At 41.1% G+C, this 24593-nt stretch carries 23 protein-coding genes; 11 read left to right on the top strand and 12 right to left on the bottom strand.

What is annotated here, in order from left to right; translation table 11 throughout:
* The first annotated feature begins 112 nt into the window (after positions 1 to 112).
* A complete protein-coding gene (locus ACFQWC_RS09505; RefSeq protein ID WP_299740202.1) occupies positions 113 to 982 on the top strand; it encodes an SDR family oxidoreductase in 870 nt (289 codons plus the stop codon).
* 66 nt (positions 983 to 1048) lie between these two features.
* Here the strand turns inward: ACFQWC_RS09505 and ACFQWC_RS09510 are convergent, their stop codons facing one another.
* From ACFQWC_RS09510 to ACFQWC_RS09530, 5 genes are all read right to left on the bottom strand, one after another.
* Positions 1049 to 2080: a LacI family DNA-binding transcriptional regulator gene (locus ACFQWC_RS09510; protein ID WP_299740200.1), complete on the bottom strand. Its 1032-nt coding sequence runs from the start codon at positions 2078 to 2080 to the stop codon at positions 1049 to 1051.
* A 146-nt stretch (positions 2081 to 2226) separates the two neighbouring features.
* Positions 2227 to 3765, bottom strand: a complete 1539-nt coding sequence (locus ACFQWC_RS09515; protein ID WP_299740198.1) for an alpha-amylase family glycosyl hydrolase — start codon at positions 3763 to 3765, stop codon at positions 2227 to 2229.
* Positions 3766 to 3803: 38 nt separating this feature from the next.
* Complete coding sequence (locus tag ACFQWC_RS09520) at positions 3804 to 4646, bottom strand: sugar ABC transporter permease (protein ID WP_299740196.1); 843 nt, start codon at positions 4644 to 4646, stop codon at positions 3804 to 3806.
* A 1-nt stretch (position 4647) separates the two neighbouring features.
* On the bottom strand, positions 4648 to 5934 hold the full coding sequence (locus tag ACFQWC_RS09525; RefSeq protein WP_299740195.1) for a carbohydrate ABC transporter permease: 1287 nt from the start codon (positions 5932 to 5934) through the stop codon (positions 4648 to 4650).
* A 150-nt stretch (positions 5935 to 6084) separates the two neighbouring features.
* Positions 6085 to 7365, bottom strand: a complete 1281-nt coding sequence (locus ACFQWC_RS09530; RefSeq protein WP_299740193.1) for an extracellular solute-binding protein — start codon at positions 7363 to 7365, stop codon at positions 6085 to 6087.
* Between the two features lie 292 nt (positions 7366 to 7657).
* On the opposite strand from ACFQWC_RS09530, the gene ACFQWC_RS09535 reads away from it, so the two are divergent.
* The 4 genes from ACFQWC_RS09535 to ACFQWC_RS09550 all read left to right on the top strand — a co-directional run bounded on the left by ACFQWC_RS09535 (position 7658) and on the right by ACFQWC_RS09550 (position 13074).
* Complete coding sequence (locus tag ACFQWC_RS09535; RefSeq protein ID WP_377106990.1) at positions 7658 to 9418, top strand: alpha-glycosidase; 1761 nt, start codon at positions 7658 to 7660, stop codon at positions 9416 to 9418.
* A gap of 112 nt (positions 9419 to 9530) precedes the next feature.
* On the top strand, positions 9531 to 10886 hold the full coding sequence (locus ACFQWC_RS09540; protein ID WP_299740189.1) for an MATE family efflux transporter: 1356 nt from the start codon (positions 9531 to 9533) through the stop codon (positions 10884 to 10886).
* A gap of 395 nt (positions 10887 to 11281) precedes the next feature.
* Positions 11282 to 11623, top strand: a complete 342-nt coding sequence (locus tag ACFQWC_RS09545; protein ID WP_060670328.1) for a P-II family nitrogen regulator — start codon at positions 11282 to 11284, stop codon at positions 11621 to 11623.
* A gap of 62 nt (positions 11624 to 11685) precedes the next feature.
* Positions 11686 to 13074 (top strand): ammonium transporter, encoded by a 1389-nt coding sequence (locus ACFQWC_RS09550; protein ID WP_299740180.1) that lies wholly within the window; start codon positions 11686 to 11688, stop codon positions 13072 to 13074.
* 97 nt (positions 13075 to 13171) lie between these two features.
* Here ACFQWC_RS09550 and ACFQWC_RS09555 read toward each other — a convergent pair whose 3' ends face one another.
* The 4 genes from ACFQWC_RS09555 to asnB form a co-directional block, all read right to left on the bottom strand.
* On the bottom strand, positions 13172 to 14008 hold the full coding sequence (locus tag ACFQWC_RS09555; protein WP_341357795.1) for a phytoene/squalene synthase family protein: 837 nt from the start codon (positions 14006 to 14008) through the stop codon (positions 13172 to 13174).
* Positions 13974 to 15476, bottom strand: a complete 1503-nt coding sequence (locus ACFQWC_RS09560) for a phytoene desaturase family protein (protein ID WP_377106993.1) — start codon at positions 15474 to 15476, stop codon at positions 13974 to 13976. Before ACFQWC_RS09560 ends, ACFQWC_RS09555 begins: the two co-directional genes overlap by 35 nt.
* Entirely contained in the window at positions 15473 to 16996 is a 1524-nt protein-coding gene (locus ACFQWC_RS09565; RefSeq protein ID WP_341357793.1) for a phytoene desaturase family protein, read from the bottom strand. The genes ACFQWC_RS09560 and ACFQWC_RS09565 overlap by 4 nt, the downstream gene beginning before the upstream one ends.
* A 604-nt stretch (positions 16997 to 17600) precedes the next feature.
* Positions 17601 to 19457, bottom strand: a complete 1857-nt coding sequence (gene asnB, locus ACFQWC_RS09570) for an asparagine synthase (glutamine-hydrolyzing) (protein ID WP_377106996.1) — start codon at positions 19455 to 19457, stop codon at positions 17601 to 17603.
* Positions 19458 to 19605: 148 nt separating this feature from the next.
* On the opposite strand from asnB, the gene ACFQWC_RS09575 reads away from it, so the two are divergent.
* Positions 19606 to 20169, top strand: coding sequence for a DUF2777 family protein (locus tag ACFQWC_RS09575; RefSeq protein ID WP_299740149.1), 564 nt, complete (start codon positions 19606 to 19608; stop codon positions 20167 to 20169).
* Between the two features lie 78 nt (positions 20170 to 20247).
* Here ACFQWC_RS09575 and ACFQWC_RS09580 read toward each other — a convergent pair whose 3' ends face one another.
* From ACFQWC_RS09580 to ACFQWC_RS09590, 3 genes are all read right to left on the bottom strand, one after another.
* Positions 20248 to 20619, bottom strand: coding sequence for a YisL family protein (locus ACFQWC_RS09580; protein WP_044337728.1), 372 nt, complete (start codon positions 20617 to 20619; stop codon positions 20248 to 20250).
* 72 nt (positions 20620 to 20691) lie between these two features.
* Positions 20692 to 21561, bottom strand: coding sequence for a fumarylacetoacetate hydrolase family protein (locus ACFQWC_RS09585; protein WP_377106998.1), 870 nt, complete (start codon positions 21559 to 21561; stop codon positions 20692 to 20694).
* Positions 21562 to 21593: 32 nt separating this feature from the next.
* On the bottom strand, positions 21594 to 22781 hold the full coding sequence (locus tag ACFQWC_RS09590; protein ID WP_377107000.1) for a DUF418 domain-containing protein: 1188 nt from the start codon (positions 22779 to 22781) through the stop codon (positions 21594 to 21596).
* A gap of 130 nt (positions 22782 to 22911) precedes the next feature.
* Here ACFQWC_RS09590 and ACFQWC_RS09595 point away from each other — a divergent pair, with 130 nt between their 5' ends.
* Genes ACFQWC_RS09595 through ACFQWC_RS09615 form a run of 5 tightly spaced genes read left to right on the top strand, consistent with a single transcriptional unit; the run spans position 22912 to position 24593 of the window.
* Complete coding sequence (locus tag ACFQWC_RS09595) at positions 22912 to 23133, top strand: spore germination protein (RefSeq protein ID WP_138777268.1); 222 nt, start codon at positions 22912 to 22914, stop codon at positions 23131 to 23133.
* Between the two features lie 12 nt (positions 23134 to 23145).
* Positions 23146 to 23373 (top strand): spore germination protein GerPB, encoded by a 228-nt coding sequence (locus ACFQWC_RS09600; protein ID WP_377107003.1) that lies wholly within the window; start codon positions 23146 to 23148, stop codon positions 23371 to 23373.
* A gap of 32 nt (positions 23374 to 23405) precedes the next feature.
* Complete coding sequence (gene gerPC, locus ACFQWC_RS09605) at positions 23406 to 24035, top strand: spore germination protein GerPC (protein WP_299740136.1); 630 nt, start codon at positions 23406 to 23408, stop codon at positions 24033 to 24035.
* Positions 24010 to 24186 carry a hypothetical protein gene (locus ACFQWC_RS09610; protein ID WP_044337734.1) on the top strand — a complete coding sequence of 59 codons (177 nt, stop codon included), beginning with the start codon at positions 24010 to 24012 and terminating at the stop codon, positions 24184 to 24186. The genes gerPC and ACFQWC_RS09610 overlap by 26 nt, the downstream gene beginning before the upstream one ends.
* Positions 24186 to 24593 carry a spore germination protein GerPE gene (locus ACFQWC_RS09615; protein ID WP_299740133.1) on the top strand — a complete coding sequence of 136 codons (408 nt, stop codon included), beginning with the start codon at positions 24186 to 24188 and terminating at the stop codon, positions 24591 to 24593. Before ACFQWC_RS09610 ends, ACFQWC_RS09615 begins: the two co-directional genes overlap by 1 nt.

A 24593-nucleotide genomic window follows, 5' to 3' on the forward strand; every position in this document is an offset into this window, starting at 1 on the left:
GTCAAATCGACCGATAAATTTGATTAACCTCCCAAAAGAAACATGTTAATAATTATTTTTTCCGGGTAAACACTATCCTAAGATAACCCAAATCATCAAAGGAGTGTTTTCATTGTCACAACAACAAAACCAGAAGCAAACGTTTCCCCCACAGCATCAGGATCATCAGCCGGGTACTGTGGATGAGATGAACCCCCAACCGATTCATACGGATCAAAATTATAAAGGCAGTGGGAAGTTAGACGGGAAGGTCGCTCTCATTACCGGAGGAGACAGCGGGATCGGACGATCGGTCGCCTGGTATTTTGCCAGGGAAGGCGCCCATGTTGCCATTTCGTATTTAGATGAACATGAAGATGCGAATAAAACGAAGGAATTAGTGGAAGCTGAAGGCGTAAGATGTATCCTGCTGTCAGGTGATATCGGAAGCTCGACATTTTGTAAAGACATCGTGAACAAAACGATTTCAGAGTTCGGGAAGCTTGATATCCTTGTGAATAATGCAGCTGAACAGCATCCTCAACAAGGACTGACGGATATAAGTGACGAGCAGTTGGAGCGTACCTTTAAAACGAATGTGTTCTCTATGTTCTACTTAACAAGAGCAGCATTGCCTCATCTAAAAAAGGGGGCTTCCATCATTAACACGGCTTCCATCACAGCTTATAAAGGGAATAAGGATTTGATTGATTACTCTTCTACAAAGGGTGCCATTGTAAGTTTCACGAGATCCCTTGCAGAAAACATTGCATCTGATGGAATCAGGGTAAACGGCGTGGCACCTGGCCCGATTTGGACTCCGCTGATTCCGTCCACCTTCAGCTCTCAAAAGGTATCCCAATTTGGAGCGAATACTCCACTCGGACGTGCTGGACAGCCTTATGAATTAGGACCTGCATACGTATACTTAGCAAGCGAAGATTCAAGTTACGTATCAGGACAGATGATTCATATTAATGGCGGGACGGTTATTAACGGATAAAATGAAAGCGACTGAAACATATGATTCCCCATTAAGTGGAGATTCCAACGTTTCAGTCGCTTTTTATTATGATTTCACTTTTCGCTCACTGCAAGAGTATCTTGTAACGAGCTGATGTGGAACGATGATTCTCTTGATCGGCTCTTTCGGGTTTTCAATCTTTTGAATAAGACTTTTAGCCGCTTCGTTACCAAGATTAAATATATTGATATCCACTGATGTAAGCGGTGGACGGGACATTTCGGCCAGCAGTACATTGTTGAAGCTGACAATGGAGATATCTTCAGGCACACGGATGCCCATTTCATCCAGTGTGTTCAGTACGCCTAATGCCATTAAGTCATCGGCCACTACCAGAGCCGTTGGAGGATCGTTTAATTGCATCAGCTCATTAATGGCTTCACGCCCTCCTTCACGGAGAAATTCTTCATGAATGATATACTCGTCCTTCATTTCAATTCCAGCATCCCGCAAAGCCTTCTCATAACCTAATAGACGCTCAACGGTTACAACAAGATTGAGGTCCCCCCCGATAAACCCGATACATTCATGACCCAGCTTCAGGAGATAATCGGTCACTTCCTTCGTTGCTCTGTAATTATCATTGTCTACATGGGTGATTTCTTCACAATACTTGTAAGGCTTACCTACAACAACAAAGGGAAAGTCGCGATCCTTTAAGTAGTTCATCACCTTATCTTCAACTTTCGAGTATAGAAGGATGATACCGTCTACTCTTCCCCCTTGAACCATTTGGACGACACCTTCGTAAATTTCTTCTTCAGATTGACCTGTGGACATTTGAAGTGCGTATTGTTTTTCCTGTGCCCCTTCACTTAGTCCTCTTAAAACTGTTGGAAAGAATGGGTTTTGTGAAAAAGTACTAGCTGAACCCGGTAATACAAGACCCAATACTTGAGTTGATTGATTCGCCAAGCTCCTTGCAATGAAGTTAGGATGATATCCTAATTGCTCCATCGCTTCTCTTACTTTTTGCTTTGTTTTCTCGCTGATTCTTGGATTATTTGCAATAACACGTGAAACCGTAGATGGAGCTACGTTTGCAAGCTTTGCAACATCCTTTATGGTGACCGCCATTCATTCCACCCCCCTCTTTAAAAAGCTTACCCTCTTACGTGTCGAGGGCTGCTTTATTCTATTTTATTAGAGAATTAAAACGCTTCCATTTTATTATTCTTAAAAATGTGAAAAAACAGGGCTCATAGAAAGAGCCCTCGATGAAATTATGACTGCTTTTTCTTTCTTCCACGCTTCCATACAAGATAAATAAAGAGTAAGAAAAGGACATACACCGTGCCGAGTGCTAATAGATAAGGATAGTTCAATCCACTCTTCTGTTTAAGGGAATAAACCTCTGCTTCTTCACGATCAAGTACGACTGTATAATTTCCATCTTTATCACTACGAACCAGGTCTGCGGTTAGTAACCCTTTCAGCTCACTATTTTCCGCTAATTCTTCTTCACTCAATTGAACTTTTTTAGATTCACTAGTGTTGTTAATCGCGATTATGAGTGTTTGGTCACCGTAAGCACGCTTAAATATTCCCATCCCGTCTTTTTCATAGATGGGGTCAATGGTCCCTCTGGTCAGGGCAGGATAATCTTGACGGATCTTTCCTAATTGAGTGATATAATCGATTAATTCTTCATCTGCCCTGAAATTCATAAAGCGGCGATTATCCGGGTCATTTCCACCATCGACAGCGATTTCCGAACCATAATAAACGATTGGAACTCCGGGAGTTGTGTACATATACGTTAGAGCGAGCTTCCATCTGGTACCCGGGAAGATCTTCTCTTGAACGAGCAGTCTCGTAAAACGTTCCATATCATGGTTATCGATAAAAGTTCCCATTAAATAGGGATCGTCATAGTACGTTTCGTTGTATTTCCAAAAGTTAAATAAGCGATCCATCGAAGTATCCGGTTTTTGGAATACAGAACGCATTTCTTCTGCTTGAGGAAAGTTAACGAATCCATCAATGCCTACATCATTGTATTTCGCTATCTTCTGGGGATCACGATCGAACACTTCACCAAGAAGATAGAAATCTTCCTTGACTGACTTAACCTCATCGCTGAATTCAGTCCAGAATTCCTTGGGTACGTGACGAACAGTATCCAATCGATAGCCGTCAATATCCGTTTCTTCGATCCACCATTTCGCGGCGTCAAATAAGTAGTTTTTCACTTCGGGATTTTCTGTATTTAAATCGGGAAGATCATATAACCACGCATTTTGAACGCTTTCTTCATTATCAAAGTTCATCGGCTGATTTTCGTGAAACCAGTCCGCTTTCTCAGGGTCATTCACCCAAGGGTGTTCGGCTCCGACATGGTTTACAACAAAGTCCAACATCACTTTCATATCGCGCTTATGGGCTTCATCCACCAGCTTTTTGAACGTTTCCATTGATCCGAAATGTTCTTCTGTCTTATAGAAATCTGTAATCCAATACCCATGATAACCCAGCGGTTGATTATCAAAGACCGGAGTCAGCCATATGGCGGTGAATCCCATATCCTTAATATAATCCAGCTTATCGATCACACCTTGAAAATCCCCGCCCTGATAGGCTTTAGGGTCCTTCGTATCCACTTGTACATCATTGCTCGTATCCCCGTTATTAAAGCGATCGACCATTAGAAAATAAATGGTCTCATCCTGCCATCTTCGTTCTTCTTTTTCAACTGCACCTACCGGAAGGGCGTAAAAAAGAAGAAACGGGACTAAAATGAGAGATAATACTCTTCTTTTCATCTCCGCTCCTCCTAAAACTGTTAGTAACGCCTATAAGATTATCCTTTTGTACCCCCTGCCGTCAATCCTGAAACGAAGTATTTCTGGAAGAACAGGAATAATAGAGCAATTGGTACGGCAATTAAAACAGATCCAGCAGCGAATGTTGTAAATTCTGCTCCAAATTGTTTTGCTACCATATCATAAAGGGCAACCGGTAATGTATACATTGTTTCTGAACGCAACAAGATACTTGCAATGATAAAGTCCGCGAATGGTGCAATGAATGAAAACAGTGCAACTACCGCAATGATCGGTTTCGCAAGGGGCATGACGATTTGGAAGAAGATACGCAAATGTCCCGCTCCGTCCATTTTCGCTGACTCATCAAGCTCTTTCGGAATCGTATCCAGATACCCTTTCATTAACCATGTATTCATTGGGATCTGTCCACCAACGTATACAAGAATCAATCCAATATGAGTATCCAATAGATCTGTTAATAGTGCTAAAACGAAAATCGCAATCAATGCAGCAAAGTTAGGAATCATTTGTAGGATAAGGAATGTCATTAATCCATTCTTACGTCCGGCGAAACGGTAACGTGAGAATGAGTAAGCCGTTAAACTTACCAGTAAAACAGTAAGTGCCATTGTTGATAAACTTACTTTTAATGAGTTCCAGTACCAAAGCATATAATTACTTTGCTCCAGATCGAATAGTTCCTTATAATGTGCCAGTGTTGCATTCTTAGGAATAATGGATGAACCGGATAAACTTTGACCTGGGTTAAAGGAAGAACCGATGATCCATGCAACCGGGTATAGAATGATGGCAAACATTATTCCGATGGCCAGGTACGAAAATGTTAAGCGTATGAGTTTCTGTCTTTTCATATTCATATTACATCATATCCTCTTCTTGGAATGATTTCGTTCTCTTGAACTGCCAGATCGCTACTGTAATAACGATGATGGATAATAATAATGTGATGGCAGCGGCTTTCGAATACTGCGCGGATGTCATAGTCAAACTGTAGATCCAGGAAATCAGAATGTCAGTTCCACCTGCATTTTGTCCTGTCAGGGCAGGTCCTCCGCCATTGAATAAGTAAATAACGTTAAAGTTATTAAAGTTAAATGTGTATTGCGTAATGATGATTGGTGCTGTTGCAAAAAGCACAAGCGGCAGAGTTATGTTCTTGAACTTCTGGAAGGCTGATGCCCCGTCAACCGTTGCTGCTTCATAAAGCTCATCAGGAATCGATTGAAGAACTCCCGTTGTCATTGCAAAGATGAATGGGAAGCCTAACCAGGCTTGAATACCAATCAGGGCAATTCGTGTATACATCGGTTCAGTCATCCATGGTAAACCTTCAATGCCAAAGAATCCTAAGATGTCTCGGTTAATCGTTCCGAAAGATTCATTGAACATACCAGCGAAGACCAGTATGGAAACGAAAGCCGGGATGGCCCAAGGTAAGATGAACACGGTACGAATGATTGCTTTTCCTTTTAAATCCTTTTGATTGACCAGGATGGCAAGGAATACACCCAAGGCAACTTGAAGCGTTGTGGCACCAAATGTCCAAACAAGTGTCCAAGCTAATACGGTAATGAATGTTTCTCTCCAAATATCAATCTTGAAAATATCAACAAAGTTTTGAATTCCTACCCAGTCGACTAATTTAGCCGGTGGTGAGTGATACAAATCATAGTTTGTAAACGCCAGTAAGATAACAAAGATAATCGGGAAGATGACTACGAATACGAGTAATAAAAATCCAGGAGACATAATGAGATATGGAAAGCCATTGTCCACTAAATTTCTGTACTGTTCCCGAATCGTACTTAGCTTCTCTCCTCTGTCTCTCTTTTCTCCGTTTTTATATGCGTCCCGAAGATTAAATAAGTAGAATCCGATTCCGAAGATTAATACGATGATTGCAAGGATGCCGTATACCATTAAGAAAATGGAATGATCTCCGTATGAGATGTCTGTCCCAAGCGTTGTAATCCCCCATAATCCGTAGCCGATCAAATCTCTAAAGACAAGGATAAAAGCGGCTGTCATGATCAGGAAGAATCCGCCTTTTAGAAACTGTCTATGATACATCTGACCTAATCCAGGGATTAGGGAAAGGGCCAGTGCTGTTTTTCTATGTTTTGTTTGATAGGATTTTTGCTCCATCCTATATTCCCCTTTCTACGTTCACAATTTTGATAAGCTTCAAGAGCTTTTTAAGAAAAGAAGTGGTTATTTCCTTAAAAAGCCCTTGAATAGGTCTTTAAAAGGATAGCAGTACCTCTCAGGTTGAGAAGGTACCGCTATATTTATTCATTAGTTTGAATGATTTGCATCTATGTTTTCTTGAATTTGCTTTACAGCTGCATCAAGAGCCGCTTTAGGTTCTTGTTTGCCTGTCACAACGGTTTGAAGTGAGTCAGCCATTGGTCCCCAAACTTCTCCCATTTCAGGGATGTTTGGCATTGGAACCGCATATTGAGATTGCTCAGCAACTGCTTTAGCTCCTGGATTTTCTGCAATCGCAGGGTCGTCGATCAACCCTTGGTTTGTTGGAACTTCTTGAGTTTGTTCAAAACGTAATTTTGCATACTCATCTTGAGTAATGAATTCGATGAATTTTTGAGCCCACTCTTTATTTTCAGAGTATCCTGATACGTGCCAGCCTTTAACACCCATGAACGTTTTCATTGGCTCTCCGTTTGGAAGCTTAGGCATAGCTGAAATACCGATATCGATTCCTGCATCTTTATAACCTTGGAAAGACCATGGACCATTCATGACAGAAGCAACTTTCCCTTCGCCAAACAGACCGTCCATTGCAGATCCACCATTTTCACCAACGATACCTTTAGGGAATAACCCTTCTGAGTACCATTTTTGAATATATTCAGTACCTTCTACAGCACCTTCATTGTTTAAACCAAGATCTTTCGCATCTAATGCTCCATCCTTTTCAGCAAATACATATCCGCCGAATCCACCGATCGGTGCATGAGCGAAATAGAAGTTATCCCAAAGAGCTAAGAAACCGTAGTTCCCTTCTTTAGTGAAGTCTTTAGAGAACGTGTATACTTCATCCATTGTTTTTGGAGCTTCTTCCATTAATTCTTTGTTATAAACGAATACTGGAGTTTCAGAAGACTTTGGAAGACCATAAAGTTTTCCATCATAGCTCTCCGCTGTCATGGAAGACTCAGTGAAACGCTCTTCAACGTCTCCTTCAACTTCTAAAGCAGCGATATGACCGGCAAGAGCAAGCTCACCGATTTGGTCATGTGGTAATGTTAAAACGTCTGGACCAGTTCCAGCAGGACCGTCTAAACGTAATTGTTCTTTCATCTTAGTAGCCATTTCGACTTCTTTCACTTCAACTTTGATGCCAGTTTCTTCTTCGAACTTAGCACCTACTTCATCCAGCCATCCAGTTTTCTCTTGATCTTCCCAGACAACCAGTTTTTCAGGTTTGTTTGCATCGTCAGCTTTTTTCTCTCCGCTGTCGTTGTTTCCTGACCCTTCTTCACGATTAGGACCACAAGCAGCCAACGCCCCTAGTACAAGCATGATTACCATCAATAATGATAACGCTTTCTTCATCTCGACCCCTCCTAAGTATGGTAAAAAATATTGAGCTTTCCGTTAGACTGAACAAACGCTTGCACATACTATGACTTAATCTCTAAAGATATCGCTTACATTCTTTGTGAAAACGATTGCACAACCTACTTCTTATTATACAAACTAAATCTACTTTGACAATACTTTTTTGAAAATTTTTTATGTTAGCCCGAGAGGAAAGAAAACGCTTTACTAGATTATAGACCTATTATTGACAACATTGTTGGTTTAGAATACTCTTTAAATGGAATGAAAAAGAGGAGGATATACGATGCTACTGGAAGCCATCTATCATAGACCGAAAGATAATTATGCATACGCTTGCACAAAGGATGAATTACACATACGGATTCGTACGAAGAAGAATGATGTAGAAAACGTCACACTCCTGCACGGAGATCCTTATCAATGGGAAGACGGAAAATGGCAATTTGATCGTAAGGAGATGATTTTAACCGGAACTGATCACCTGTTTGACTATTGGTTCGCTCCCATCTCACCTCCTTTCAGACGTCTTCGTTATGGTTTCCTTCTGCATGACGAAACGGAAGAAGTCTTTTATGGAGAAAAAGGATTTAATGTGGCCCCTTCTACTGATATCGGGGATTACTTCTGCTTCCCGTTCTTGAATACCATCGATGTTTTTCAAGCACCAGCTTGGGTGAAGGATACAGTATGGTATCAAATCTTCCCTGAGCGATTCGCAAATGGGAATACTGAGAATGATCCTGAAGGAACACTGGCTTGGAATAGCACAGAGCCCACTCCAACCAATTTCTTCGGAGGGGATTTAGAAGGTGTGATCCAGAACATTCCTTATCTAAAAGAGCTTGGGATCTCTGGAATCTACTTTACCCCAATCTTTAAAGCGCATTCCAATCATAAATACGACACGATTGATTATTTCGAAATCGACCCACAGTTTGGGACGAAAGAAACATTGAAGGAATTAATAAAAGTCTGTCATGAGAATGATATTAAAGTCATGCTGGATGCTGTCTTTAATCATAGCGGCTTCTATTTTGACCAGTTCCAGGATGTACTTGAAAACGGTGAGGACTCTCCTTATAAAGAATGGTTTCATGTAAACGAATTTCCCTTGGATATAGAAAGTAATCCGCCTAATTATGATACCTTTGCATTCGAACCTTCCATGCCGAAGTTAAATACTGAAAATGAAGAGGTTCGCAATTATCTATTAGAAATTGGCCGATACTGGATAAAGGAATTTGATATCGATGGATGGCGCCTGGATGTTGCTAATGAAGTTGATCATCAGTTCTGGCGTGAATTCCGAAAAGAAGTGAAGGGGTTAAAACCGGATCTATATATCTTAGGAGAAATTTGGCACGATTCAATGCCTTGGTTACGGGGAGATCAATTCGATGCTGTCATGAACTACCCTTTCACGACAAACCTATTGAATCTGTTCGCTCACCAAACAATCTCTGCTTCTCAATTTGTTGAAAACATGACTTCGGTTGTTCATATGTATCCTAAGAACGTAAACGAAGTGAATTTCAACCTTGTTGGAAGTCATGATACACCGCGTGCATTAACAGAGTGTGGCGATGATATCCGGCGAGCTAAACAAATCTACACTTTCATGCTCACCTTTACAGGCACACCTTGTATCTATTATGGAGATGAAATCGGCTTGACCGGTGACCAGGATCCTGGCTGCCGAAAGTGCTTCCCATGGGAACAAGATCAACATAATGAAGAGCTCTTCGGGCATATACAAAAACATATCTCTCTTCGTAAGGAATATCCACTGTTAAGTAACGAAGGAAATCTGACGTTTTTACCAGGTGACCTTCATGAACATTGCCTTTCCTTCACCAAATCAAACGGAGAGGAAACAATATTTGTTCTATTAAACTGCAGTGAAGAATCGACCACCTTCTCTCTTCCTTTCGAATTAAGAGGAAAGAAAATCACGAATCTGTGGAGTGGAGAAGATTTTGCCGCTGAAGCAGTGTCCATCGAAGTGGCACTCGAAGGGTATGGATTTGCCATCCTGAAATTTTAAAAAAACTTTGTTCGTGAAAAGTGGGACTACACCTTAACGGTTAGTCCCCTTATCTATTTAAATTGTAAAGAATGCCCAGGTGCATATCCCTGGCCAGCTAAAGGAGAAATCTATGAGCAAGAATCAAAAAAACATGACCCTCTTTGCCTTGACTTGGCCGATTTTCATTGAAATCTTTCTTCATATGCTGATGGGAAATGCCGATACATTAATGCTAAGTCAGTACTCAGATGATTCTGTTGCAGCCGTCGGGGTTTCCAATCAAATCCTTTCTCTCATTATTGTCATGTTTGGATTTGTCGCTACAGGTACTGCCATTCTTGTTGCTCAGCATCTGGGAGCCCGGGAAGACCGATTGGCTGGAGAAGTATCCATCATTTCCATTGCCGTTAACTTAGGATTCGGTCTCTTCCTTAGTATCGCCCTTGTGTTTTTCAGTGAACCGATTTTGCTTTCAATGGATCTTCCCCGATCACTGATGGATGAAGCATCTTCTTATTTGAAAATCGTTGGAGGATTCGCCTTTATCCAGGCCTTGATCATGACAGCCGGTTCCATCATGAGGAGCTATGGCTACACGAAAGACGCCATGTACATCACGATCGGAATGAATATCATCAATGTGATCGGGAACTATTTATTTATCTTTGGTCCATTTGGTGTTCCTGTTTTAGGAGTGGAAGGGGTAGCAATTTCCACGATTGCTTCGAGACTCATCGGATTCATAGTGAGCATCATCGTGATCACCAAACGAATCCCCAATGCTCTTCCAATCAAGAGTCTTTTTCGTTTACCCATTTCTCATGTGAAAAATTTATTGCGCATCGGGATTCCCTCTGCAGGAGAACATTTATCTTATAACGGCTCACAAATGGTCATTACGTATTTCATTGCAAGTATCGGGACGAACGCATTGACCACCAAGGTGTATGCACAAAACCTGATGATGTTTATCTTTTTATTCAGCGTAGCAATCAGTCAGGGAACTCAAATTATCATTGGTCATATGATCGGAGCAAAACAATTTGACAGTGCCTATGAACGGTGTTTGAAAAGTTTAAAGATTGCTATTTTCATCTCTCTTATTATGGCCGGAATTTTCTCTATCGCAGCGGAACCGCTGCTGCGAATATTTACAAACAATGAAGAAATTATTTCTCTTGGTAAAACATTGATCTACCTGACCATCATTCTCGAACCAGGCAGAAGCTTCAATTTAGTTGTCATTAACGCACTAAGAGCAACAGGTGACGTACGCTTCCCGGTCTATATGGGGATCTTATCCATGTGGGGAGTAAGCGTTACACTCTCCTATATACTCGGAATCTGGTTTGGGCTCGGACTTATCGGCATCTGGATCTCCTTCATTGCCGATGAATGGCTCCGGGGCATCATCATGCTCAAACGCTGGCGATCCAAAGTATGGATCCATAAACGATTTGTCCAAAGTGATAATAGCACAGTTTAGAGGGACGGACCTTCAAGTGGTTGTGAACCTTGGAGCAAGTCCATATGACCGCTGCTACCCTCCCTCTTTTAATAAAAAGGATGGGACAAAAGTGTTTTAGTCTAAGTAAAACCCGAACAAATCTGCTTTAGGCAGATTTGTTCGGGTTTTTTATTTATTTATTTGGTTTTTTAGTTTTGTCCCCCCTCCCTCCTTTTCACTCCAAATGAAAACGCATCCATCAATTCATGTTAAGTTTTTTTACATAAAAACGCTTACATTATAAATTAACACTTGAACTTTTGTTATTTTCTGAATATGATAAATAATATAACTTATTCATGTCATAAAAACTAACATCAGAGAATCGATTTATCCAAGAATGAATGAACATAAAACTAAAGGAGGAAAAAACAATGAAAAAAGTAGAAGCGATTATACGTGCAGAAGCATTCTTGTCCCTGCGAGAAGCGTTATGCCTTCGTGGCTTCAGCGGACTAACCGTATCGGAAGCAGCTGGCTGTGGAAAACAAAAAGGGAAGCAAGGGATTTTCAGAGGTAATAAATTTGAACTGCAGTTAGTCCCCCGTGTAAAGGTGGAAATGATCGTCGACGATGGTCAGGTTGAAGACATCATTGATCTCATCGTTGAACATTGCAGTACTGACACCGTAGGAGACGGAAAGATTTTCATCTATCCGGTTGAGGATGTCATTCGCATCCGTACAGGTGAACGAGGAAAAAAAGCTGTTTTATAGATTATTTCATTCCTAACTCAATCACTAAGCCGCTTTACCAAACCAAATTTGGAGGGATACCATTGATTAAAAAAATTTCTGCTCTGTTGTTTCTGTCACTGTTTGTGAGCACTACTGCTTTTGCTGCGGCCCCTACCGCAGAATCTGTTCAAGCATCCGTTGACTCCTTGTGGGTCATGATTGCTGCAGTCCTTGTGTTCTTCATGCACGCTGGATTCGCCATGGTCGAGACTGGATTTACCCGAGCCAAGAACTCCCTTAATATCCTGATGAAAAACTTCTTAACTGTAGCCATTGCTTCTGTTCTGTTTTTCATTGTAGGGTTTGGGTTTATGTTTGGGGGAACATCCGGTGGAATCATTGGTGCTGACAGCTTTTTCCTTTCAGGACGTGAAGATATCGGTTTCTTCCTATTCCAATCTGTATTTGCCGCTACATGTGCAACGATCATTTCAGGGGCTGTAGCTGAACGAATGAAGCTTAAGAGTTATATTCTATTGACCATTGCCATGACCGGAATCATTTATCCGATTGTCGGACATTGGATTTGGGGTGGCGGATGGCTTTCAGAGCTTGGATTCGTTGATTTTGCCGGATCTACTGTCGTTCATTTAACAGGTGCTGTCGGAGCCTTTATTACGGTGCTTTTCCTTGGAGCACGTATCGGCAAATACAATAAAGGGAAAGTGAATGTTATTCCTGGTCATAATATCCCGATCGGTGCCCTTGGGGTATTCATCCTTTGGTTCGGCTGGTTTGGATTTAATGGAGGCAGCAGCCTAGCCGCTGATCCGACGCTTGTACCTCACGTCATTACAACAACTTTATTCTCAGCATCTGCTGCCATTCTTTCATCCGCTTTCTATACACTAGTAAGATTTAAACGAATCGATCCTTCTCTGACATTAAACGGAGCACTGGGAGGACTTGTCGGAATCACTGCCGGCTGTGCCAATGTATCACTCGTCGGCTCTCTCTTTATAGGGCTTATTGCAGGAGTGATCCTGGTTGAAGCCGTAACGTTCATCGATACGAAACTTAAAGTCGATGATCCTGTTGGAGCCATTGCAGTCCATGGAATTTGTGGGATCTGGGGTACGGTAGCAGTTGGATTGTTTGATGTTTCAAACGGTTTATTATATGGCGGTGGCGTCTCTTTAGTAGCCACACAAGTCCTAGGCGTGTTGGCAGTTATTGCCTGGACGTCCGTAACGGTCGGAGGTTTCCTGTTCATCGTCACGAGAGTATCAAGTATCCGCGTTTCACGTGAAGAAGAACTTTCAGGACTGGATTTTACAGAGCATGGATCGAACGCCTATGAATTAAAAGATACTGTATTAGAATCAAACATTTCTTCCTCTTCTCCTTTTGGATCTGATCTTGTCGAAAGATTAAATTCCATCGGAACAGGTAAAGTGAGTGAAACCATGAATCAACGAAACACAATCTAATCAAATCGGGAGCTGCAGAAAGCGGCTCTCTTTTTTTGTCTATACCAAAAATAATCCCGTATGGAAGTTTACAACCTAAGCTTCCATACGGGATTATTTACGAAATCGTTGAAATGATTTTTTCTTTTACATCCTTCGACACGAAATGCTTCTTGGAAAAAACATTATAGTGATTCTTTCTTACTTCATTCAGGATGGCCCTATACAATAATGCGGCACCCTTCACTGGTGTTCTTGAATACACAGGATAAAGATTCATTGTACGGAATGCTCTATCATAATAGTCTTCTGCAACCCTGGCCATTTCTTCCCATACGGACCGGAAAGCATCATTATTTTGATAATCCATTAATTCTGTTACGGTATATTCATATTTAACAAATAAATCCTGCGGGATATATAATCTTCCTCTTTCCAAATCCTCACCAATATCTCTTAAAATATTGGTAAGCTGCATGGCATACCCTAAGTAAATCCCATCTTCTCTTAATTGATGTTCTTTCCCGGGAGCAAGAATTGGAAGGAGCATTAACCCTACAGTGCTTGCAACGTGATAAGAATAGTCCAGTACATCATCCATCGTCACGTAAATTCTCCCGTTCAAATCCATCCGCTGTCCCTTCATCATATCCCGAAAGGCTCCGATGTCCATGTTGAAATGTTTAAACACATCGTTCAATGCTACCCACATAGGCTCTTCTTCATTATAATAACCCCTAAGAAATGATTCGAATTCTTTTTCGAACCGGAGCAATTCATCGGATGGCCAGATCCCCTCGTCTACGATATCATCTACTTTTCGACAAAATGCATAGACAGCCCATACGGCTTTCTTTTGGTCTTTCGGTAAAAGGGAAAATGCTCTGTAAAAGGTCTTTGAGTGAAGTTTAATGATATTCTCACAATGATCGTATGCTTCCAAGATCTTGTTCATGTAAGGTCACATCCTTCCTTTCCGACTCGGATTTATAAAGTTCTTTAAAGGATTCAGCAACAAGCTTTGCCCCCTGCATGACAATCGGTACACCACCACCCGGATGGATGGACGCTCCTACAGCAAAGATATTCTTTTCTGCAAACGGTTGTACCTGAGGTCTGAACGGACCTGATTGCTTTAAACTGGGTGCAATACCGAAGCTTCCTCCAGAATATAACCCCTCTTGTTTTGCCTCTTCAGGTGTCCTTACTTTCATCCACTTAATTCGTTTTCTTAACTCTTTAAAGCCCCTTTTTTCCATTGTATCCAATACAGAATTGGAAAGAAATTCTGAAGCCTTCTTCCAGTCCAATTTCTCGGAAACCGGAACAGGGATTAGGACGTATAGGACACTGTTCCCTTTAGGCGCAAGGGATGAATCAACCTTAGACGGGTTAAATACGTAAAATGAAGGTTCTTTAGGAATTCTCTTATTCTTGAAAATATCCTCCATATTATTAGAGAAATGTTCATTTAAATAAAATTGATGCATTTCCTTTTCTTTAAAACCCCCCTCTATTCCCATATACAACAAGACGCAACCGGATGAGGGCTTGTAAGGTTTAGGGGCCTTTTTCTTTAATAATTTTGATGCCGTAGGAAAATCTCCATTGATGATCACTGCATCTATTTCTTCTCTACGGTTTCCAAGCACGATGTGAGTCGCTTTATCACCTGTAGTCTCGATTTCTGTGACAGGTGAGGAGGTCTTGATGGAGACACCATTCCGTTCACAAGCCTCTAGTACATGCTCCAATAGTGATGCATAACCACCATTTATATAATAGATACCATGTTTATGCTCACTAAAGGATACCAAACTATAAATTGCAGGAGTCGTATAGGGGTTCCCGCCGATGTATAAGGTTTGAAGCCCGTATGCGGTTTGGAGTTTTTCATGATCAAAATAATGCTTTAAATTCCCCATCACGTTCCTGTATGCTTTTAACTTAAGCAGTGAGCCAATCGTTTCCCGATTCAGATAGTCTTTTGTCTTTAAAAAAGAGGATTCAAGAAATTGAGGCTTACCGATTGTAAACCGTTCATCCATGTCATTCATAAATCGCAGGAATCCGTCTTCATCTCCAGGAAACTGCTGTTTTATTTCTTCATATTGCTTATCTACATCAGCATATTTTGTATATGTTTGACCGTCTGCAAAATGAACGTTATACAAAGGATCACATCGGACGAATTCAATTGCGTCTGTATTTATACCTGCTTCTGAAAGAATGGAAAGCAGCATTTCGGGCAGAAGCACGATGGTCGGTCCTTTATCAATTTTGTAATCACCTTCTTGAACAAAGGCAAGACGCCCACCGATGATTGACTCTTTTTCATACACCGTAACCTCATGGCCCTCTTTCGACAGTAACAGTCCCGATATCAATCCGCCGATGCCTGATCCAACAATCGCCGTTTTCATAATGCTTCCCCCATTGTTTGATCTTTGGTAAATGAGAAGGAGGGATCTTCGTTCATCAGCATATTCGTTGTAATACGGGCTGATTCTAATATCGTAGGCAACCCGCTTCCAGGATGAGTTCCTCCGCCGACCAGCCAGCAGTTTTCAAGCTCTTCAAATTTGTTGTGAGGTCTGAGTGCCATCATCTGAGTTAATTGGTGACCGAGATTGAAGGTCGCACCTTCGTATATATTGAAGTCCGTTTCCCAGTGATGAGGCGAGATGATTTTTTCAACTTGGATATGTTCCCGAATGTTCTTTAAACCTGTTTTGCTTTCAACTGCATCCAGAACAAGATCCCGGAACGTTCGTTCATTCTCTGTCCAATCAATTCCGCTTACATTATTGGGAACGGGAGCAAGGATATATAAAGTGGAATGTCCTGGAGGAGCAAGCGTCTTATCTGTCACAGAAGCATTTTGAATATAAATGGAGGGATCTTCAGGAAGTGTAAACGTCTCCGTTATTTCCTCCACATTTCTCTTATAGTCCTCTGCGAAAAGGATGCTGTGATGAGGAAGATCATACTGTTTATCGATTCCAAGATAAATCATGAAGGTGGAGCAGGAATACTTCTTCTTCTTCAGTTTTTCTTTACTGTACTTCTTGAGAACTCCGTCTTCTACAAGGTTACTCATCACATGAGCAAAATCTCCATTGATGATGACTTCATCTGCGGAAACCTTCACTCCATCCTCTGTAATGATTCCCTTCACCACATTACGATCTTCAATCCACAATTTCTTGACCCCCCGGCCCAAATGGATGGAACCTCCATGCTCCGTTACTACTTTGGCCATGGCTTTCGACAGCTGATTTACCCCGCCGATCGGGTGAAAAATGCCATATTCATGCTCCATGAAGGACAAAATCGAGAATGCTCCCGGACACTCCCACGGTGACATCCCTAAATATTTCGATTGAAAGGTAAAGGCTAACCGCAATTCATGATCAGTGAAATAATCGCTTAACACACTATAAAGTGATTTCCCTAATGACAATTGGGGAAGTGCCCTCAAAACCTTCCAGCTGATATATTGATAATATCGATCCATGGGACTTTGGAGAATCGGCTTTAAACGCTCCATTTTCTTACGTGTATCATTCATAAAACGCGTATACCCTTCTGCATTCCCCGGATAATGACGTTCAATTTCCCGGGATAGTCTCTCCGGGTCTTTAAACATTTGCACTCTTTTATCTTTAAAAAGCAGTTCATACATCATTGAGAGCTCTTGTAAATCCACATAGTCGTGAAGATTTCTCCCTGCTGCCTCGAATAATTCTTCAGCAATTTCCGGCATGCTCAAGAACGTTGGACCAATATCGAACGTATACCCATCCATGGTGACAGACCCGTTTCGTCCCCCAATGAATGTTTGCTTTTCATATACTTCTACGTCGTACCCCTTGCCGGCTAAAAGCATCGCTGCCGCTAGACCTCCTGGACCAGCACCTATGACGATCATTTTTTTGGCCATCGTTACTGCCTCCGATATTTTTTATTTGTACATTTATTATACAATACTTATACAAATATAGTATACAATTCTTTTTTACTAGAAACAAAGTTTAAGCACTCATTTTCCAGAAAAATTTGATTCACAAAAAATGACTGGGCTTGTCTCTTATAAAATTTTCGCAAATCTTGAGTATTGAGATCCGTTTACCTTCGCTGTTTTACCATGGATAGATCACTACGATGAATTGATTGGAAATACAACAAGGAGACATATAAAAGGTACCCTCCTTTTACTATGCCTCCTTTTTAAATCATTATTACTTAAAATCTATGTTTGTACCTGTCTCTTAATTCTTATTGGTTTTTTAACCTGGAGTTTCTCGAGAAATTCCGGCCGTTTTAATGGAAAATCCAGCCACTTTCATGAAAAATGCGGCCGTTACGACCAAAAATCCGGCCATTACCAAATGTAATCCAGCCGAAATCAATAAAAATCCAGCCGTTTCACTTATTTTTCCAAAAGATACCGCATAGGAACCCCCTATCCAAATTCTCTTATCGTTCTAACTCACACAAAAAAGGTAAGCCCCTTTATAAAAGAAGCTCACCTTTTCAAATAGCTATTATTCTACAATTTGAACATTATAATCCTTAAACCAAACATGAATCTGTGCCAGGTGGGCAAGTAGTTGGGGACCGGTCATAAGTTGGCCATACCATGGTACCTCGAAGGCAGATCCACCTGTTGCAACGATTTCTTTCAGTTTTTCTTCATCGAACAATTCATAGAGAACACTTGATTTGTCTTCGAGTATTTCATTCAACCAGACACTTACCAGTTTCGTGTACACAGGGTGATGTGTTTTCGGGTAGGGACTCTTCTTCCGATAAAGGACTTCGTGTGGGAGCACTCCCTCAAGTGCCTTTCGCAGGATCCCCTTTTCTCTTCCTTCGTACATTTTCATCTCCCATGGAATGTTCCAGACATATTCTACGAGTCTGTGATCAGCAAATGGCACACGGACCTCCAAGCTTGCACCCATACTCATGCGATCCTTGCGATCTAACAATGTCGTCATGAACCATAGTAAATTCAGATAGAATAGTTGCCTTCTTTTCGTTTCAACTTCACTTTCCCCTTCTAATAATGGGGTTTCTGCCACTGTCCGATCATATTGCTCCAGCACATACTCTTCCAGATTTAATTTCTTACTCCATTCTTCCTTCAGAAGGCCTTGACGCTCAGCTGTGGAGCGCATCCATGGAAATCCTCTGCGGTCGAAATCTTCTGGACGGTGAAACCAAGGGTATCCCCCGAATATTTCATCCGCACATTCTCCTGATAATCCAACCGTGAAGTCCTGTTTAATTTCCCGGCAGAACCATAATAGGGATGAATCAACATCAGCCATTCCCGGTAAATCTCTTACATGAACCGCCTCAGTCAGATAGTCCTTCAATTGTTGTTGACTAATGATACTGCGATGATGCACTGTTTTAAATTCAGAAGTCATCTTATCAATCCACGGCGCATCGGAATTCGGCTGGAAATCGTTCGCTTTAAAGTATTGATCATTTTCTTCATAGTCGATGGAGTACGTATGAAGACTGCCTTTTCCCTCTTCTTTATAGCAATTCGCTGCTACCGCTGTAATTGCACTGGAATCAAGTCCGCCGGATAAGAAAGTACAGAGGGGTACATCGGAAACAAGCTGTCTTTGGATGGCATCGGTTACCAGGAAGCGAACTTTCGCAACTGTTTCAATAAAAGAATCTGTATGCTTTTCACTCTTCACATTCCAGTATCTCCATATTTTCAAGCCCTTTTTAGAGAATAGTAACGCATGAGCCGGACGGAGTTCCTTCACCCCTTTGAATACACCATTTCCAGGCGTACGGGATGGTCCGAGTCCCAATACCTCCGCTAATCCTTGATGATCCACCTGAGGCAAAACATCCGGATGAGCCAGTAACGCTTTAATTTCCGAACCGAAAAGGATTCCTTCTTCCTTTTCAAAATAAAATAAAGGCTTAACGCCCATTCGGTCCCTGCCTATAAACACGTGCTCCTGTTCACTGTCCCAAACCGCAAATGCGAAAATTCCATTTAAATGATGGACACATTCCTCTCGCCACTCAATATAAGACGTTAACAGGACCTCCGTATCAGAATGGCCTTTGAAGGTATAACCCTTAGAAATAAGTATCTTTCTTAAATCTTCTGTGTTGTAAAGTTCACCATTGTAGCAGATGGTGAAAAGGTGGTCGTTATGCTGAATGCTCATGGGCTGCCTGCCACCTGCAGGATCTACTACAATTAATCGTTTATGACCAAACGCAACATGTTCATCAATCCATACATTCGTTTCATCAGGTCCTCTTTTAGAAAGGGTTTCAGCCATTTTTTCTACTACTTCTTTTTGATCCGACAAATCTCGTTTATAATGGATCCAACCTGTAATTCCGCACATTGTGATCATCCTCACTTTCTAATCAAACAAACTGGGCTCACGGACACATAAATTATTCTATGCTCTGAGCTTTAAATGGTTAATTGTCTCAATCAATCTTTACATGAATGAAATATGATAATTATGACAAGAAATGTAGTTAAGGAGGGATATTCACTTGAGCAACATATTTCGATCAAACATTTTAAAATCCCAAAAAAGGTCCTTCTCCGAGGGCACTGCTCTTTTCGAAGAGGATACGTGGTACTTTTTCGAAATCGATGCCGAGGAAGAGTCCGAGCTCGAATTTTACCTCAATCATGAATTAAAAGTATATAGAGATGGGGACTGGCTTACAGGTGTTCTGTTGGAAGACGGAATTATCGTGACACCGTATGAGCGATTAAGAATCGAGAATGGCGATCGAATTCAAATAAAGAAGAATATATTGTATTCGTTGGAGAATTTATTGGAAGAGATTTCTGATGATGCTTTTCATCAGTTTACAACAGCCTTAAACAATCTGGGTTATTCTATTTATGATAGTATCTTTTGCCATAACCACCTGGTTTTCCTTGGAAATCAAAAGATTAAAGAAGGGGTTAACTTCATCACCTTCGATAACGGTGTAGAAGTATGTGCTGTCCAGCATCACTTCACCTATTACAAAAAGAAGCGGGACCGCTTTGAATTCACATTAAGTACGGGGAGACGAATTGTGATTGAGAGTTTTAATATTTAATCCATTCATAAACCCAAATAGAAAAAAGCAAATGCCTGCCGGTATCCGACAGACATTTGCTTTTTTTCTATTCCTTCTTTATCCAAGGAAATTCAAGCCCAAAGGCAATCGTAATCCCAAATAAAGAACAATGATTAAAGCGATGATCAATTGAATCCAGAACATCTTCGTACTCTTGCCTTTATTCATGCGAACCAGGACCATCTCGAACATCCCGATGACCCAAATACCAACCAATCCTTTAATGCCATATAGGGCAGGATTAATTCCCTGATGCTTCCAGAATAATAGGGCACCCGTTAAAATAATGAGCAGGTAGAATAACCGTAAAATCATATGTACAACTTTCATGCCTTTTTTCTTCCCTGCATTATGTAAGCCAACCGCTACAAAGAAAAGAATAATCGCAATCACCCAAGTTGTAATATGGGCATGTGTATTATCAAACATAATGAACCTCCTACATGTAGATAGTTTACGTTCATAATATTACCATAGTCTTAACTCCAACAGAAATTTTAACTAGGCCTGTAACTGATTTGTCAAAATTCCGAGAGATTCAATTTCGATTTCCACTCTGTCACCTTTCTTCAGGAAAAGCGGAGGCTTGAAGCCTTTTCCAACTCCAGCAGGGGTCCCGGTAGCAATGATATCACCAGGCTCAAGGGTCATCCCCTTTGATAATGTAGAAATGATGGTGGGGATGTTGAATATCATTTCACTTGTGTTTGAAGACTGACGGATTTCATCATTTACCCTCGTCTTGATTTCCAGATTCTGCGGGTCGGCGATTTCATCCTTCGTGACAAGATAAGGACCGATCGGACATGTTGTATCAAGGCTCTTACCGATAAAAAATTGGCCATGCTTTTTCTGCAGATCCCTGGCGGTTATATCATTGAGTATCGTATATCCAAATACGTAACCCAAGGCGTCTACCGGGGAAATCCCTTTCCCTCTCTTGCCAATCACAACAGCAAGCTCTCCTTCATAATCAAGCTGCTCCGTCACTTCACCATGATGCAGCACCGTTTCACCATGACCGATTACGGTATTGGTGGCTTTAGTGAAGATCATGATGTCTTTCGGGATATCCTGTTCGCTGCCCATTTCGATGGCATGATCACGATAATTTTTCCCTACACACATAATATTCCTCTGCACTTTCGGAAGCGGTGAAAGCCACTTTATCTCAGCATGCGAATAATAGCGGGGTTCTGCCGAATCTTCCTGAAGAACTCTTTTTACCTTTTGAAGAAAACCATCCCCCTCTTCTATCCCGCCAAGTAAATCCTGAGGCAAGCCGTGCAAACCTGCTAACTCTATAATTCCGGCATTTCGTTCCACACCATACGTCTGTCTATCCCCAACCTGAAAGCTAACAAATTTCATTCCTTACTCATCCCCTTCATTTAATTGATAAACTATAACTCTCCTTTTTTCACCACAGTGCTTCTTCCATAGCTAAATACACGCCACAGCTTCTCAACAGGACCGTATTTAAACTTGGATAACCAAATCTCTGATAGGATGACTTGAATGATATAAATCCCAACTGCCAGCATAGTCCCCGTCGTTAACGTCACTTCTCCGTATAGTCCAAATCCATACGAATAGAATATCAGGGTGCCGAGGATCGATTGCATAAGGTAGTTCGTCAAGGACATTTTCCCTACTGAGGCTAAAGGCTTGCTCCACTTCATGATTTTTTCATTCAACAATAATAATGAGAGGATTATTGCATAAGATACTGATAAGAACGGACCTCCCAAAAAGTCTTGAATGTATGCATATGCAAAATTGGACTGGATGAATAATGGCATTGTTTTAATGAAAATCCCCATCGCCAAAGTACAGATTCCTATTATAATCCATGCCTTCTTATAAGCTCTTACCTTTTCCAGTAGTTGCAGTTTACTAGCCCCTGCACCAATCATCATCATTGGCAATATAGAAAGTAATAAAAATATGAGATTACCAGGTGAATTCACAGCATACCAGTCCTGAAAACGCTGTTCCATTATACTGCCGAAGCTTCCTGATGCATAAGCGGCAACAGAATCCTGCAATGACTGGATATCAGTGAACTGCGTTACGCCAGTCGGATCTGCAAATGTCATTAAAACGAGCAGAATACTGAAAAATAATTGAGGCACCAGAAATAATAATCCTCCTAACCATAATAATCCCTTTCCAGACAGCCTCATAAAAACGAGCAGCAGCAGCCCGAATACGGCATAGTTGATTAAGATATCCCCAGACCAAATCAGGAAAGCATGGATACAGCCGATCACTAATAAGATAAGAAGCCTTCTGATTCCAAATAGATAGAAAGAAGTTCCTTTGGCAGTTGCCCTTTGCTGCTGAATCCCTAAACCATAACCAAACATCATGGCGAATAGAGGATAGAAGCTTGCTTGGACCAATACATCTATCCATGGATACAAGGCGACATCTTCAGGTGTTTTCCACCAGGAATAGGGGTCAAGATAAAGAAATGGTGAATGAAAGGAAATCATATTGATGATAAAGATCCCAAGCAATGAAAATCCTCTGATCACATCAAGACTTACAATACGTTCTGAATGTTCAGTTGGCGATAAAGAGTCCATTAATTGTTCCTCCGAAAAAATAATCTTAGTTCCATTTTAACTCTAAATGTGAAATTAGGCGATTATCACCTATTCGTTCTTCTCACATAGAATAACAATAATTAACTTTGTCTTAAAGGTGTGAGTCGATATGCCCGCAATCGTAGGAATTGCTCAAGTCGTAAGCGTCGGTTCAAGTGCCGTCTTCCATATTGGAGATGTATTTAACATTAGTCCGATTTCCACAGCCAAGACTTTCGCAGGGGCAGGTTCGTTCATAACAGGAAAGGGGATTTCTGTTTACAATGAAAGCTCCTTGACCTATACCGTGGACGATGATGGAATGGACCAAGGAATAAACTTTAACCTATGAGTGTGATGCCGAATGACGAATTATTATGTTCAACAATCCATACAGATTCAATTCATTAAAATCGGGGGGATGTCCAATTCTTCCATCTTTCAAATCGGAACATGCGGTCAAATCACAACAAATGACTTCCTTTATAATACAGGGGGCTTCACGGAGCCTGCTCCGGAAGCGGAGAAAAACGGCAATGGAAAACCGCCTCCCTCTATAACCCCCCTCGTCCCCCTGCAAACGCCAAGTTAACCTAAATCGCGACAAAAGAAAGAGGTGGCAGTATGAACAATTACTATATGACCCCACAACAACTTTATCAGTATATCGAGATGTTGAACACGAAAATTGTCGCGTTGGAAAAAAAAGTGAATGAGCTGTCACAAGAGGTAATAACTCTAAAGGATGCACCGAAAATCAATGTTGAAAGAATCGAATACAAATTTGATCAGCTCAAAGTGGAATCTCTTGATGGCACCTTGAATATTGGATTAAATCCAAATAACCTAAAAGAAACCATAGAGGATCTCGCCGTCGAGCAAAATGTGGATGTCAAATCAATCAAGGACATCAAGCCCTATAAAGAAAGAATTACTGCTGAAATTAAAGCGTATATCGATTCAGAATTACCAAGTCTTATTCAGGATAATGAAATGCAATTTCAGCGGTCTCTGGATCCATCTTATTACGAGATGATTCAGCAGGATTTATTGAACCAGATGCCACAAAGAATCGATTTCTATTTACAGAACATCCCCTATATTGAATCAAAACAACAAGAAGGAGAATGGGAACGGAAAATCATCAGCAAAATCAAAAAGGATATCGAAACGGCCCTCTTCTCCTTCATGTCACAAATCCCAAATAATATGGAAGGAATGAAGAACAATGAACCTCCAAGTAATCAATCGTGAACTATCGGTTGGGAATATTGAAATTGCCGGGGTTACGAGTTCCTCTCTCGTTCTCGTAGGTGATGCTGATGTCATTCAGCTCGCCTCAGCATTCGATACGCCACCTGAATCACTGATCATCGGTCCATTCGTTCCTCTTACACCTAAGTAATGCTTAAGCGTTACTCGATTGTTAATCATTTGGAAGGAATCACACTAGCCTTTAGCTCGCTTTATCAATTAGGGGATTCTCAAAACATTTATGCCGTGTCGAAGGCATTTGCGGTGCAGCGTGAAAGAGAGTTTTTCTTAACCAGTGAAGGAAGTTTTGATTCATCCGTATTTACCGGGCCAATCGACCTCCCTCGCATTAACCCGGATATCAGGGTAAACAGGCTAAATCTTTGTCCCATCAAAGTAAATAACATGTATATACGGGCAACGTCGTTCTCATCCATCATCCACGTCGGAAATACATCCAACGTATATATGGAAGCCAGGGTAAAAAATATCCGTCAGCTGGAAAAAGAAAAAGATACCGAACCACTCACGTTTGAGACGATTGAAAGTCCAAACTAG

Source organism: Rossellomorea sp. GCM10028870, from assembly GCF_042666755.1.
Taxonomy (GTDB): Bacteria; Bacillota; Bacilli; order Bacillales; family Bacillaceae_B; genus Rossellomorea.